Below are 12,977 nucleotides of genomic sequence, written 5' to 3'. Positions count from 1 at the left end.
TTTTTATACATGAGAAGCTAAAAAAATTAAACGTTCTTTTGTAAAATTTCAACTGCTTCATCAATCTCGTCAATAGAAACAGTTAATGGAGGGAGCATCCGTATAACATTCGGACCGGCATTCAATACAATCAGTCCCTTTTCCCTCAGTTTTGCCAGACGTTCACCGACGTCTTCCGAAAACTCTATACCCAACATGAGACCTTTATGGCGGATATCAACGATACCATCCAGAGATGATAATTTTTGTACCAAATAGTCGCCTTTCTTTTCAACGTCTGCAAGGAATTCCTCATCAAAAATGAGTTTTAAAGCAGCACTTGCCGCCGTCATTGCCAGTGGGCCGCCGCCGAAAGTCGTTGCGTGTGTACCTGGAGAGAATGCGGATTTAAGCTTTTCCTTTCCAATCATTGCTCCGACAGGAATCCCGTTGCCTAGTCCTTTAGCCGAAGTGATAATATCCGGTGAAAGGTTATAGTGCTGGTAAGCAAAAGGCTTCCCAGTCCTCCCAATTCCGGTCTGTACCTCATCAATAATCAGAAGAATATTATTTTCTTCACAGATTTTTTCAACTTCTTTTAAAAATTCCGGGTCTGCAGGCAATACACCGCCTTCTCCTTGCACAACTTCGAGCATGATGGCTGCTGTTTCACTATCCACCTCATTTTTCAATGCCTCTATATCATTAAATGGAACGTGGACAAACGTTTCCAATAATGGACCAAAACCCGTTTTTACTTTCTCCTGTCCCGTTGCTGCAATTGTTCCCAGCGTACGGCCGTGAAATGACTGAAGAAAAGTGATGATCTTCGATTTTCCTGTATATTTTCTTGCCAGTTTTATCGCTGCTTCATTTGCTTCGGCACCACTGTTGGCGAAGAAAACTGCATCTCCGCATGAATGTTCAGTAAGCTGCTCAGCCACTTGTTCCTGCAACGAACTTTGAAATAGGTTCGATGTGTGCCAGAGCTTGGTAAGCTGCTCCTGGAGTGCCTTTACAACATCTGGATGGCAATGTCCCAAGTTACACACTCCGATTCCTGAAGTGAAGTCTAAATATTCTTTTCCATTTTTATCAATGACCTTTGTTCCATTACCAGAAACAAGTTCAACGTCCCATCTGGCATATGTGTTAAATATGTGTGACATTTAGTATACGGCCTCCATTTCTTTGTAGATGGTTGTGCCAACGATTTTTTCACCATTCAGCAAGCTATTTTTGCCGCTGACAATCATCACGTTGGACATGCCCCCATCCAAGCTATCGATGGCAGCCATTACTTTTGGGACCATCCCGCCTGTAATTGTGCCGTCATCAATCAGTTTCATCATATCTGGAACTGTAGCATTTTCGATAAGACTCTTTTCTTTTAAAACTCCCGGAACATCCGTGACAAACAAGAGTTTGCTTGCATTTAGAGCAACTGCGATGGCGCCTGCCGCTGTATCTGCATTGATATTATAGCAGGCAGCCCCATCAATTCCTGCAGCCAATGGTGAAATGACAGGTATGACTCCCATGGAAATGATATTAAGCAGGAAATCACTATTCACTTCTGTAATTTCCCCAACAAATCCCAAGTTTTCAAAATCCAATGCCTTCGCTTTTAACAAAGAGCTGTCAAAGCCAGTCATTCCAAGGGCTGGAAGTCCGTGTTTAGCCAAATTACGAACGAGAGTGTTAGTCATGGATCCGGATAATACCATTTCTACGACTTCCATGACATCTGAAGTCGTTTTTCTCAATCCGTTGTTAAATTCGCTTTTAATCTCTAATTCTTCCAACATTTGATTAATGGCCGGTCCTCCACCGTGGACAATAACCGGCTGAAGTCCACTGTCCTTCAAATCTTTAATACTTTTATAAAAATCATCGGAGAGTGAATCGATCATGCTTCCTCCGCATTTGATAACAATAATATCTTTCATTGTTTTTCATCCTCCATAACCTATGGATAAACGGGTGTAAAATGAAGTCCTGCAGTTTCATCAAATCCGCATAGGATGTTTGCATTTTGAACTGCCTGGCCCGCAGCGCCTTTCATCAGATTATCAATGACCGAAACGATGGTCACTCTCCCTGTGCGCGTGTCTACCCCAATACCCATATCGCAATAATTGGAACCATAAACCTCTTTTGTAGCAGGGAAATTACCGTTTTTACGAACTCTTATAAACGGCTCCTCCTTGTAAAACTCGTTATAAACTTTAATTAATTCTTCTTGGCTTACGTTAGATTTTAATGAAGCATAAATCGTTGTCATGATCCCTCTTGTCATTGGGACAAGGTGAGTATTGAACGAAATGGGAGATTCATAGCCCCACCCCGAAAGCATCTGCTCAATCTCAGGTATATGCTGGTGGGCATTCACTTTATATATTTTAAAATTTTCATTAAGTTCATTGTAAATTGTATGGAAAGACGCTGTTTGTCCAGCTCCGGATACACCCGATTTTGCATCAATAATGATTGAGCTTTCTTCTATCAGACCATTTTGTACAATCGGGGCCAGCCCAAGTAGCGTCGCCGTAGGGTAGCACCCTGGATTGGATATGAATTTTGTATCCTTGATGTCCGAACGATTGAGCTCAGGCATCGCATAAACCGCTTTGTCGACCCATTCCTGTGGGGCTGGTGTTTTCCTATACCATTTTTCATAATCATGTATGTTTTTCAATCGGAAGTCTCCCGATAAGTCAATGACCGTGCATCCTTCCTTTAACAGGGCCGGTGCAATTTCAGTGGAAATTCCTGAAGGTGTAGCCAGAAAAACGATATCTGTTTTTTTCGCAATCGCTGCCGGATCAATCTCCTCCAGGGTCAATGGTACAACATCTGTTAAATGTGGATAATGTTCTATAATGCTTTTACCTTGCTGTGAAGATGAATAGACCGATTCAATTTTAAACTGTGGGTGAGATTGCAAGATTCTGAGCAGTTCAGCTCCCCCATATCCCGTTGCTCCAATTACTCCTGCTTTCACTTACAACCACTCCTTGATATAAACTTACCTATATTTTCCGTTTTAATATGAAGATGTAATTCATTATACTATGTATAAAAATAAATTCAATAGTATATTTATAACTTATTAGAAAAAAGGCAAAATGATTATAGAAAAGCGGAGACGCCTGTCCATCGACGTACAGACTGGAGTGGCTCTGACGAGATAAAGGAAACACGCGAAGCGCAGCGGAGCGATGTTGACTTATCGTAGGAAGAGTCCGCGAAGTCTGCTAGTCGATAGGCGTCGGAGCTGGACATTAGAAAAGCGGAAGGCGGCTGCTCAGGGGTGACAAGCGCTGAAATAACGACGGATTAAAACTCTTAAACAAAAAGACAGTCCTTTCATCACTCAAGGACTGTCTTTTGACATTATACATCTTCAATTTCTGGTTCAACCCATATTTCTGTCACTTGGCCGCTATCCTTTTCATCAATTAAAAAGGAACCGTTGGAATATCGATCGTTGAATCTTACTTGGGACGGAAGAACTTTTTCGATTTTGGCACGGTCTGTCTGAATGCTTATAGGCTTGTCATCATTCGTTAACTTAAGTCCGACTAATCTATGAGGATTGCTCTTCAGCTCTCTCAGCATGACTACACCACGTTTAGCCCTGCTGCTTTTGTCAAATTCCGAAAGCTTCATCTTTTTGACCGCGCCGCGGTTTGTTGCAATAATAACTGAAGGGCTGCTATCACTTGGGAAAACTTCACCGCCAATGACATAGTCGCCATCCAGCAAATTCATCCCTATGACTCCCCGAGCCCGTACCCCTATAGGATTAATTTCCGTTTCCTCAAAAAACACTCCATAGCCAAAATGTGTTGCCAAAAATATATTTGATTTCCCATCAGTCAAATGCACATCTACAACTACATCGTCAGGCCGCAAATTGACAGCGACAAGCGGACGTGAATATCTCTGCACCTGGTAAAGCTCCAGGGCACTTTTTTTCACCATCCCGCCTTTAGTGACGAATAAAAGGAATTTCTCATCTTTGAAATCTTTAATCGATATCGCTTTAATGATTTCTTCATCCTGATCGATAGGTACAATACCGGAAATGTGCTGACCAAGGTCTTTCCAACGAATATCCGTTAGTTCATGAACAGGCAAATAAATATAATTGCCTTTATTGGTGAACAATAGTAGAGTATCAGCCATATTCAATTCTTCCTGCAACAGAAGTCTGTCCAGCTCTTTCATTGCCAGATCCTGTCCATTAGATGCAGAAAAAGATCGTATGCTCGTCCGCTTAATATAACCATCCTTAGTTACGGTGACAATAACATCTTCGTTTGGAATCGTTACTTCAAGATTGATTTTGATTTCCTCAATCTCATTTTCAATGACCGTGCGGCGTTCATCTGCATACTTTTTCTTGATGTCTTTTAATTCTTTCTTTATTACACTTAATAGTTTCTTGTCGCTTTCAAGAATGGCGGTCAACTGTTGAATCACCTCTGCCAACTCTTGCGCTTCTTTTTGCAGTGCAGTGATATCTGTATTTGTCAGTCGGTACAATTGGAGAGAAACAATAGCTTCCGCCTGCTTTTCTGAAAACTGGAAGCTCTTGATCAGATTGTTTTTGGCATCGCGTTTATCCTTTGACGCACGGATGGTTGTAATCACTTCATCAAGTATGGAGAGTGCTTTCATCAAGCCTTCCACGATATGCTGACGTTCCAGGGCTTTTTCCAAATCATAGCGGGAACGGTTTGTAACCACTTCTTTTTGATGCTTAATATAGGAATCAAGCAAGTCCAATATGCCCATCAGTTTTGGCCTTTGATCCTGGATTGCCACCATATTAAAATTGTACGTAACTTGAAGGTCGCTGTTTTTAAATAGGTAATTAAGTATTCCCTCAGCATCAGCTTCTCTTCTTAGTTCGATGACAATCCGAAGCCCTGTCCTGTCCGTTTCATCCCGGACTTCCGAAATGCCTTCAAGCTTCCTGTCCAAACGGAATTCATCCATTTTTTTTACTAGGTTCGCTTTGTTGACATCATAAGGGAGCTCGGTTATGACAATTTGCTCTCTTCCTCCCCGGATTGATTCAATCTCGGTTTTGCCCCTGACTACAATTCTCCCTTTTCCTGTTTCGTACGCTTTTTTAATGCCGTCAATCCCTTGGATGATACCGCCCGTTGGGAAGTCGGGACCATTAATAACAGTCATAACATCTTCCACTGTACAGGATGCCTTTTCAATCCTCATGATGACTGCATCAATGACTTCCCCTAAATGATGGGGAGGAATATCGGTCGCGTAGCCTGCTGAAATACCTGTAGAGCCATTGACCAGCAAGTTGGGAAACCTGGCTGGCAGGACTGTAGGCTCAGAGGAGGTATCGTCAAAATTTGGAATGAAATCGACTGTTCTTTTTTCAATGTCCCTGAGGAGCTCAGCTGACAGTTCCGACAGCCGTGCTTCGGTATACCTCATGGCTGCTGGCGGATCGCCGTCGATGCTACCGTTGTTACCGTGCATTTCAACCAAGATTTTCCGTACTTTCCACTCCTGACTCATCCTGACCATTGCTTCATAAACAGAAGTGTCTCCGTGGGGATGGTAGTTACCGATAACATTACCAACTGTCTTCGCCGATTTTCTGAAGCCTTTCTCCGCAGTATTACCATCCATATGCATGGCATACAAAATCCTTCGCTGTACCGGTTTTAAGCCATCGCGGGCATCCGGCAGAGCCCGTTCTTGAATAATGTATTTACTGTAGCGTCCAAAGCGGTCGCCAAGCACTTCCTCAAGGGGCAAGTCTTGAAATCTTTCTACTGCTGTCATGAAATTGCAGTACCCCCTTCTACCGTGATATTTTCATTTTCCAAAATATTCAAGTCTTCCTGCATCCCAAACTGGACGTTTTTTTCTATCCATTTTCGGCGCGGTTCTACTTTATCGCCCATTAATGTTGTAACCCGTTTCTCCGCACTTGCTGCATCATCGATTAACACGCGGATAAGGGTTCTTGTTTCAGGATTCATAGTTGTTTCCCATAACTGGTCTGGATTCATTTCTCCAAGACCTTTATACCGTTGGAGCATGAAGCCTTTGCCGACTTTCTTTGTCACTCCATCCAGCTCATCATCTGTCCAAGCATATTCAATCACTTCTTTTTTACCTGAGCCTTTGCTTACTTTATATAACGGAGGAAGCGCGATAAATACCTTCCCGGCTTCAATCAGCGGCTTCATATACCTGTAGAAAAAGGTAAGAAGCAGCACTTGGATATGGGCCCCGTCTGTATCTGCATCTGTCATGATGATAACCTTGTCGTAGTTGACATCATCGATATTAAAATCAGATCCGACCCCGGCCCCGATTGTGTGTATGATTGTATTGATTTCTTCGTTTTTAAAAATATCCTCGAGTTTTGCTTTCTCAGTATTAATAACTTTTCCCCGAAGAGGAAGCACTGCCTGGAACCGCCGATCGCGTCCTTGCTTAGCTGATCCTCCTGCAGAATCCCCTTCCACAAGATAAAGCTCGTTCTTATTCGGGTTTTTAGACTGTGCAGGTGTGAGTTTTCCAGACAATAATGCATCGGTACGTTTACGGCGTTTGCCGCTGCGTGCATCTTCCCTGGCTTTTCTTGCTGCTTCCCTTGCCTGTGCAGCTTTGATCGCTTTTTTCACAAGCAATGAGCTGGCAGTAGGGTTTTCAGCTAGAAAATAAGATAAATGTTCCGAAATGATCGTATCTACTGCAGATCTTGCTTCAGCTGTACCCAATTTTCCTTTTGTCTGGCCTTCAAATTGCAGCATATCCTCAGGAACCCGTACCGAAACGATCGCTGCAAGACCTTCCCTGATATCATTGCCTTCCAGGTTTTTATCTTTTTCTTTCAGCATCCCTGTTTTGCGTGCAAATTCATTGAAAACCCTCGTAATTGCTGTTTTTGCCCCAACTTCATGCGTACCGCCATCCTTTGTCCTTACATTGTTTACAAAAGACAGAATATTCTCAGAAAATCCATCGTTAAATTGGAAGGCAAATTCCACCTCTATGCCACTGGCATTTCCTTCTATCGATACAACGGGATGAAGGACATCTTTCTCGCCGTTCAAGTATTCAACAAAAGCTTCTATGCCATTTTCATAATGGAACACTTCCTGCTGGTCGTTCCTTAAATCGATGAGCTCTATTGCTAGACCTTTTAATAAAAATGCTGACTCCCTTAAGCGGGTGCTTAATACCTCGTAATTATAAGAAGTAACACTAAAAATCTCCGGATCAGGTTTGAAATGGATGGTCGTTCCGGTTTGTCTAGTTGGTCCCAGTCGTTCAAGTGTTGTTTCTGGCTTTCCTCCATGATGGAATCTCTGTTCGTATGTATATCCATCCCTTTTTATCGTCACTACCAACCATTCGGAAAGGGCGTTTACCACCGAAGCACCAACGCCATGCAGGCCTCCGCTTGTTTTATATCCGCCTTGCCCGAATTTGCCCCCGGCATGAAGTACAGTTAGAATGACTTCGGTTGTAGGTTTACCGGATTGGTGCAGACCGGTCGGCATCCCCCTGCCCTTGTCTTCGACGCTTATACTATTATCCTTATGAATTTTTACGGTGATTCGATCGCCATATCCTGCTAAGGCCTCGTCCACCGAGTTGTCAACAATTTCATACACTAGATGATGCAGGCCGCGTGCATCAGTTGACCCTATATACATACCCGGGCGTTTTCTAACAGCCTCCAGCCCCTCTAAAATCTGAATAGAGTCATCATTATAATCGGTTATTGTCATATTTCCAGCCATATAAATTCCCCTTTCATAGGGCTTAAAACCGCCACAGAAACATCTGTTCGCAATTATACTATATCATAATTATTTGAGCATGTCCTATTGTATAACCCGGTTATCGCATTTGGCAAATGCTGATTCTTTGATTGTTAAAGAAACTTTAAATTACTTAATTGTCAATAGCATACTGCGTCAGGTCCGACGGACAGGACGGGCTATTGGCATAGGCGCACTAGCAGTACAAGTGAGAAGCTACAGAACAAGGAAAGCTTCGGCAGCGTTACACAGCTAGAAGGAAAAGCGTCAGTTTTTCGAGAAAGTCGCGCCATGATCCTGCCTACGCCATAAAGCGTGCGCTTTAAGGCTGCAAGCACCTATCAACGCAACTTTCGCGTCTAGTGACTCCTTCGCCATGGCTTGTTCGAAAAGGATTTTTCAGCCCAGCGCAAAGTTGCATGAAGTTTACTCGCTAAGGTTTCACAAGAAGTGTTTGATGCCAGTAGCTTTAATATGTTGGCTGATGAACAGCCTCCTCGCAATTTGTCTTGTGCTTGTCTACTAAGGCTGCGCGCCTCTCGCTTCTCTTATGTATCACGGCGAAAAAAACAAGCGCTGGCTGCGCTTGTTTTTTATCGGGTCAATGAATGTTCTACCTTGATACAGCGGTTCATGATCACCGTACATCCTTTGTCTTTCAAAAACTGATAAGCCTCTTCATTTTCTACGCCAAGCTGCGCCCAAAATACATCCGCATCAATTTCCACAAACTCTTTTGCAAGTTCAGGAAGAAACTCGGAGCGTCTAAATATGTTAACTATATCCACATGTCCATCAATTTCCTTTAATGAAGAGACTGCCTTGACCCCAAAAACTTCGTCTACATTCGGATTAACTGGTATGATTTCATAACCGGACTCCTTCATTGCTTCTGATACGCTGTAAGATGTCCGTTCTGGGTTGTCACTCAATCCGACGACTGCTATGCGTTTTGCTTTTTTTAAAATTTTACCCATCTCTTCCCTGCTGGGATTTTCAATTGCCATGGATTAGCCTCCCTTATATCGTATCTCTTAATACTATCGTATGTCACTATTTCTTTTGATGCAAGCGCCATCAATAGATTTGCAAGAAATCTTACTTATTTTATTCACTATCATGGTACAATGAAAAAGCAAATGTATCGTATATTTTGAACAAAGGGGCAATATCTCATGCTTTATTTCGTAGTTTTTTTATTATCTTATTTAATTGGATCTATCCCTTCCGGCCTTATTGTCGGTAAGTTGTTTTATGGGATAGACATTAGAGAGCACGGAAGTGGGAATCTTGGCGGTACAAACACTTTCCGTACGCTTGGAAAAAAAGCGGGAGCCGCGGTAACGATTGCTGATATTTTAAAAGGCACAGTGACTATTTTTCTCCCTATGATATTCGGTCTGGATGTCCATCCCCTGTTGGTTGGCATGTTTGCCGTCATCGGCCATAGCTTCCCTGTCTTTGCCAACTTTCGCGGGGGGAAGGCAGTCGCTACATCTGCAGGTGTATTGCTAGGTTATAATCCGATTCTATTTGTAGTATTAGTCGCAGCATTTTTCCTGACTTTAAAAATTTCCAAATATGTCTCCCTGTCATCCATGATGGCAGGTATATTCGGCATCATTTACAGCCTTATTCTACAAGACTGGCTGCTGGTAGCTGTTGTAGCGGCTTTCGAGACATTTGTCATTTACCGCCATAGGGCAAATTTAAAAAGAATCCGGGATAAAACCGAACCGAAAGTGACGTGGATTTAATATAAAATATCGGCTCTAAAGGACAGGATTAAATGAAGACTAAACTGTTTATCATTACAGGCCTGCTTGTGATTCTGATAGCTATTTGCTTCATTGTGAATGACACCATGACTAAAAAAGAACCCGCTGGCCCATTAAATTTATCCAATCAAGTATTCAGAAAAAGTGGGTTACAGGAAAAAAGTTATAAAACCGAAGCCATTATTGCTGGAGTAGGCGATATTCTCATTCATGATCGTTTATATGAAGATGCTAAAACAAACAACGGCTATGATTTCTCCCCCATGCTCGCTTCTGTAAAGCCGATGTTGCAGAAACCTGACTTACTTATAGCCAATCAAGAATCTATTCCGGGAGGGGAAAAACTAGGTATTTCCAGTTACCCGATGTTTAACAGCCCTCAAGAAATTGTCGATGCCCTAATGGATGCAGGCGTGGATATGGTGACTGCAGCCAATAATCACTCCCTTGATAAAGGCGAAGCAGGAATATTAAGTGCGATAGACTACTACGGGTCAAAGAACTTGCCGTATACCGGTATGTATAAAAGCCCAAAAGATAAAGATGATATGCGCATTCTTTCAGTCAACGGCATAAAGTTTGCTGTGCTGGCGTATGCTGAGCACTTTAATGGATTATCCGTTCCTGATGGAAAAGAGTATCTGGTCAGTCCCCTTGATAGAAGTACAGTACTGTTGGACATAAAGGAAGCAACATCAAAAGCAGATGTTGTAGTACTCTCTATTCATTGGGGGGATGAGTATGTGAGAATCCCTAAAGAGATGCAGAAAACCCTGGCTAAAGAGTTTATCCAAAATGGGGCTGATATTATATTCGGACACCACCCTCATGTTCTTGAACCGATGGAGATGATTGAGAAAAAAGATGGTGGGGCCGGAATAGTCATATACTCACTTGGTAACTTTTTATCGGGTCAGAAATGGAACTATAAAGACATTGGCGGAATGGCTGAAATACTTGTGGAAAAAGAATTAGCAGACGGGAAAAAGAAGATTTCTTTAAAAGAAATCAATTTTCACCCAACGTTTACTGCAAGTATGGGAACTAAAAATTATCGTGTTTATCCACTGGATGAGGCAAATGAAAAAGGATTAACGGAGGAAACCAGTAAAAGCATTAAGCAATTTATGCAAATTCCGCAAACATCCCTAAAGTAGGATTAACTGCTTTTAAAAAGAGGTGAGCTTTATATGCAAATCAAGTTAAGCGATCGTGCTGTTGAATGGTTTAAAGATGAATTGTTGCTGGAAAAAGGAGATACCGTTAGATTTTTCGTCAGGTATGGTGGATCCAGCCCGCTTCAGGAGGGTTTTTCACTTGGAATGAATAAGGAAGACCCTATGGACCCTGGTATAACACTTAATAAAGACGGTGTTACTTTTTTCATTGAGGAAAGGGATATCTGGTATTTTCAGGATCACAACCTGATTGTCAATTATGATGAGAAAACTGACGGTCCAGTATATAGTTACGAAAAGTAAAATCAGGCAGAGGGTTCGTACCCTCTGCCTGATTTATTTCATTTTTGTAAGAAGGGAAAGCTGATCCAGCTTACCCTCTTTCTTCAAAATATGCAGCTGCCTTTCTCCCAAAAGATCGAAATGTGAATAGCCGTCCTTCCTAATGTGAATCCATTCTCTTTTCAAGCCGTAACCTACACCCCAAGCCGCTAACATGTCCAAGTCCTTACAACCGACTTTTGTTACGGTTTTCATATCGGGAAAACGATCATCAAGCCAAAAGTGAGTAATAAAGGCAATATTCCCTTCATCGATTGAAGATTTCCAATGTCTCAGGTCGTCTTTTGAAATACCAAAAGCCATGTCAATCGTCCTCAGGCTGTTGTTTTTTCTTCGCATTTTCATATGCTTCATGCCAGTCTGGGAACATTTTTTTCAGGCGAATTGGACGAAAGCTCTCTTTTTTAACGCAAACATGGCTTGTAAATCCTGTGACAGCCAGTTCACCTTTTTCGTCCACAATGTCATATCCATAGATGACTTTAAAACCGTCATATGAATCAATCCAAGTTTTTATAACTGCAATGTCACCGTATGTAACAGGCTTTTTATAAGAAACTTTGACATCCAAGACAGGAGCCAGGATTCCGTCCTTTTCCATTTCCGCATAAGAAAAACCTAAATCTTTAATTAATTGTGTCCTGCCCAGCTCCATCCAAACGATATAGTTGGAATGATGTACAATGCCCATCTGATCTGTTTCAGCATAGCGCACTTCAATCGTCTTTTCAGATATTATCATGAATTCCACCCCAAATTGAATATATGTATCTATCTATGTCTATTCTAACACCCCCGGTTGCTGGAATTAAATTAATTGCATAGAAATAAAAGCGTATACGTCTTACATAGCGGGGGCAAATAAGCCGATTCCCAAAAAGGCAGGTTTTCAGCAAATAGTGTGCTACGAGCTAAACAAGGCTACTGTGAATAAGCTGTGGCATATCATGAATAAGCTTCGTTGGTGCTTGTGACATCGAGGGGGAGCTGAAGCAAGACTTAAAAACAATGTGAAAGCTGCTACATTTTTCGCAACTTAAGTATTTTATAATATTCAACAATTTCTTAAAGAATAATTAAAAGCCGGCTAGTGCCGGCCAGTGTTTATTGGTAATTATTATTTTGAGATGCAGCTTCATCTTCAATTTCTTCACGCATCCCCTGAATACTTTCTCTTCTTCGCTCATTTTTTTGTTCAATCTGAGCTTTTTGTTCCTCATTAGAAAATTGCATTGTTTCCTCTGCTTTTTCCATATTTTCAATCGTATTATGAACCATTTCCTGCAGCTTTTCCACGTTATCGCTGCGGTCATCCGGTTTGGGCCTGTTATTTGCCATAGACATTGTCCCCCTTTAGAAAAGTCATGATGTTATTCCCCTTTTGTCTGAATGACGATCGGTTGCTGTCCTGTTTTATCTGCCATTTTCTTACCTTTGTTTGCATCTACGGCAACGGACTTTTCCCCAAGGTGATCCGGTGTAAAATTTTCTTGACCTCTTTTTGGATTGCCCATATTTCTCCCCCTTCAATATCATTGTTTCCCGAAGGGTGAGAAATATGAGTGGATTAACTAATTTTTCCCCGTTTCAGATGCTTTTCTTCCAGTCGATCCTCGATCCTTTCCAATGCCTCCAAATCCTTTAGCAGCGCCTGTCTATTTTCCTCAACCAAATCCAAAAAAGTTTTGCTTCTGTTTCTTTTCATTTATGATCACTCCTTACCTATATATTGTCCTAAAATAAGATGAGTTAAACCAATTTTCAAACTCTTTGGATAAAAAATAAACATCCCGCCAATAATGGCAGGATGTTTCGAATGTAATGTCTAGCTTAAGCTCCTTTGAAAAGGGCTTTTCGCTCTTTATCGTCTTAAA

General features: G+C 41.8%; 14 protein-coding genes. 3 read left to right on the top strand and 11 right to left on the bottom strand.

Translation table 11 applies throughout. The annotated features are described in order from the left end of the window. Nucleotides 1-26: 26 nt before the first annotated feature. The 6 genes from D4T97_RS14130 to D4T97_RS14105 form a co-directional block, all read right to left on the bottom strand. On the bottom strand, nt 27-1,148 hold the full coding sequence (locus D4T97_RS14130) for an acetylornithine transaminase (RefSeq protein WP_126051402.1): 1,122 nt from the start codon (nt 1,146-1,148) through the stop codon (nt 27-29). Then, a complete protein-coding gene (gene argB, locus D4T97_RS14125; protein ID WP_126051401.1) occupies nt 1,149-1,928 on the bottom strand; it encodes an acetylglutamate kinase in 780 nt (259 codons plus the stop codon). A 20-nt stretch (nt 1,929-1,948) separates the two neighbouring features. Further along, the gene (argC, locus tag D4T97_RS14120; RefSeq protein WP_126051400.1) at nt 1,949-2,983 is read right to left on the bottom strand and encodes an N-acetyl-gamma-glutamyl-phosphate reductase; all 1,035 of its coding nucleotides are present in this window, start codon (nt 2,981-2,983) and stop codon (nt 1,949-1,951) included. Nucleotides 2,984-3,375: 392 nt separating this feature from the next. After that, entirely contained in the window at nt 3,376-5,808 is a 2,433-nt protein-coding gene (gene parC, locus D4T97_RS14115; protein ID WP_126051399.1) for a DNA topoisomerase IV subunit A, read from the bottom strand. Continuing rightward, nucleotides 5,805-7,784, bottom strand: coding sequence for a DNA topoisomerase IV subunit B (parE, locus tag D4T97_RS14110; protein ID WP_126051398.1), 1,980 nt, complete (start codon nt 7,782-7,784; stop codon nt 5,805-5,807). The genes parC and parE overlap by 4 nt, the downstream gene beginning before the upstream one ends. 614 nt (nt 7,785-8,398) lie before the next feature. Continuing rightward, the gene (locus tag D4T97_RS14105) at nt 8,399-8,812 is read right to left on the bottom strand and encodes a CoA-binding protein (RefSeq protein WP_126051397.1); all 414 of its coding nucleotides are present in this window, start codon (nt 8,810-8,812) and stop codon (nt 8,399-8,401) included. Nucleotides 8,813-8,980: 168 nt separating this feature from the next. On the opposite strand from D4T97_RS14105, the gene plsY reads away from it, so the two are divergent. The 3 genes from plsY to D4T97_RS14090 all read left to right on the top strand — a co-directional run bounded on the left by plsY (nt 8,981) and on the right by D4T97_RS14090 (nt 11,064). Next, on the top strand, nt 8,981-9,562 hold the full coding sequence (plsY, locus tag D4T97_RS14100; RefSeq protein ID WP_126051396.1) for a glycerol-3-phosphate 1-O-acyltransferase PlsY: 582 nt from the start codon (nt 8,981-8,983) through the stop codon (nt 9,560-9,562). A 107-nt stretch (nt 9,563-9,669) separates the two neighbouring features. Further along, the gene (locus D4T97_RS14095) at nt 9,670-10,740 is read left to right on the top strand and encodes a CapA family protein (protein ID WP_235872259.1); all 1,071 of its coding nucleotides are present in this window, start codon (nt 9,670-9,672) and stop codon (nt 10,738-10,740) included. Between the two features lie 33 nt (nt 10,741-10,773). Further along, entirely contained in the window at nt 10,774-11,064 is a 291-nt protein-coding gene (locus D4T97_RS14090) for a HesB/YadR/YfhF family protein (protein WP_126051394.1), read from the top strand. Between the two features lie 33 nt (nt 11,065-11,097). Here D4T97_RS14090 and D4T97_RS14085 read toward each other — a convergent pair whose 3' ends face one another. The 5 genes from D4T97_RS14085 to D4T97_RS14065 form a co-directional block, all read right to left on the bottom strand. Further along, the gene (locus D4T97_RS14085) at nt 11,098-11,406 is read right to left on the bottom strand and encodes a hypothetical protein (protein ID WP_126051393.1); all 309 of its coding nucleotides are present in this window, start codon (nt 11,404-11,406) and stop codon (nt 11,098-11,100) included. Nucleotide 11,407: 1 nt separating this feature from the next. Then, a complete protein-coding gene (locus tag D4T97_RS14080; protein ID WP_126051392.1) occupies nt 11,408-11,845 on the bottom strand; it encodes an acyl-CoA thioesterase in 438 nt (145 codons plus the stop codon). A gap of 362 nt (nt 11,846-12,207) precedes the next feature. Next, nucleotides 12,208-12,441 (bottom strand): small acid-soluble spore protein Tlp, encoded by a 234-nt coding sequence (gene tlp / locus D4T97_RS14075; RefSeq protein ID WP_126051391.1) that lies wholly within the window; start codon nt 12,439-12,441, stop codon nt 12,208-12,210. 32 nt (nt 12,442-12,473) lie between these two features. Then, nucleotides 12,474-12,617 carry an acid-soluble spore protein N gene (locus tag D4T97_RS14070; protein WP_126051390.1) on the bottom strand — a complete coding sequence of 48 codons (144 nt, stop codon included), beginning with the start codon at nt 12,615-12,617 and terminating at the stop codon, nt 12,474-12,476. A 53-nt stretch (nt 12,618-12,670) separates the two neighbouring features. Continuing rightward, on the bottom strand, nt 12,671-12,808 hold the full coding sequence (locus tag D4T97_RS14065) for an FbpB family small basic protein (protein WP_126051389.1): 138 nt from the start codon (nt 12,806-12,808) through the stop codon (nt 12,671-12,673). Between the last annotated feature and the right edge of the window lie 169 nt (nt 12,809-12,977).

This window comes from Siminovitchia acidinfaciens (assembly GCF_003605385.1).
GTDB lineage: Bacteria > Bacillota > Bacilli > Bacillales > Bacillaceae_C > Siminovitchia > Siminovitchia acidinfaciens.
The sequence above is the reverse complement of the archived record's forward strand: the minus strand, read 5'-3'. Positions and strand labels throughout refer to the sequence as shown.

What these genes read in the sequence shown, in the direction of transcription:
- D4T97_RS14070 (WP_126051390.1), bottom strand. Translation starts at nt 12,617, where the DNA reads ATGGGCAATCCAAAAAGAGGTCAAGAAAATTTTACACCGGATCACCTT.
- D4T97_RS14090 (WP_126051394.1), top strand. Translation starts at nt 10,774, where the DNA reads ATGCAAATCAAGTTAAGCGATCGTGCTGTTGAATGGTTTAAAGATGAA.
- D4T97_RS14085 (WP_126051393.1), bottom strand. Translation starts at nt 11,406, where the DNA reads ATGGCTTTTGGTATTTCAAAAGACGACCTGAGACATTGGAAATCTTCA.
- D4T97_RS14065 (WP_126051389.1), bottom strand. Translation starts at nt 12,808, where the DNA reads ATGAAAAGAAACAGAAGCAAAACTTTTTTGGATTTGGTTGAGGAAAAT.
- parE (WP_126051398.1), bottom strand. Translation starts at nt 7,784, where the DNA reads ATGGCTGGAAATATGACAATAACCGATTATAATGATGACTCTATTCAG.
- D4T97_RS14095 (WP_235872259.1), top strand. Translation starts at nt 9,670, where the DNA reads ATGACTAAAAAAGAACCCGCTGGCCCATTAAATTTATCCAATCAAGTA.
- plsY (WP_126051396.1), top strand. Translation starts at nt 8,981, where the DNA reads ATGCTTTATTTCGTAGTTTTTTTATTATCTTATTTAATTGGATCTATC.
- tlp (WP_126051391.1), bottom strand. Translation starts at nt 12,441, where the DNA reads ATGGCAAATAACAGGCCCAAACCGGATGACCGCAGCGATAACGTGGAA.
- D4T97_RS14105 (WP_126051397.1), bottom strand. Translation starts at nt 8,812, where the DNA reads ATGGCAATTGAAAATCCCAGCAGGGAAGAGATGGGTAAAATTTTAAAA.
- D4T97_RS14080 (WP_126051392.1), bottom strand. Translation starts at nt 11,845, where the DNA reads ATGATAATATCTGAAAAGACGATTGAAGTGCGCTATGCTGAAACAGAT.
- parC (WP_126051399.1), bottom strand. Translation starts at nt 5,808, where the DNA reads ATGACAGCAGTAGAAAGATTTCAAGACTTGCCCCTTGAGGAAGTGCTT.
- argB (WP_126051401.1), bottom strand. Translation starts at nt 1,928, where the DNA reads ATGAAAGATATTATTGTTATCAAATGCGGAGGAAGCATGATCGATTCA.
- D4T97_RS14130 (WP_126051402.1), bottom strand. Translation starts at nt 1,148, where the DNA reads ATGTCACACATATTTAACACATATGCCAGATGGGACGTTGAACTTGTT.